The sequence below is a fragment of the Pseudomonas sp. PME37.24/006 genome (assembly GCF_055556635.1).
The window spans coordinates 1-265 of sequence record NZ_JBVHNL010000144.1; the positions used below are offsets into that span (position 1 = coordinate 1).

Genomic DNA, 265 nt, shown 5'->3' on the forward strand with positions numbered 1-265 from the left:
GCTCACCCGGGCGCATGTGCGGGTGATCGTGGATGCCGGTCTCCCCCTGCCGCAGGAGCGGAGGGGGGAGTTCGATGTGCTCGCCGTCGCCACCGCCGACGGGCTGAGCCCGGGGCGGTTGAAGGCCCGTCTTCTGGCGTTGGCGGAGTCTCTGCAGCCCACCACCCTGGCGGAGCGGCACCAGCGGGGACGGGTGACCCGGTGCGTGCGGGTGGTGGCGGGGGAGGACGGGATGTCCGACCTGATCGCGACGCTCCCCACGGTG

At 73.6% G+C, this 265-nt stretch carries 1 protein-coding gene; it reads left to right on the forward strand.

All coding sequences use genetic code 11. The annotated features are described in order from the left end of the window. A partial coding sequence (locus ACZ3GY_RS24175; protein ID WP_465912302.1) for a hypothetical protein occupies positions 1-265 on the forward strand: 265 nt, incomplete at both ends.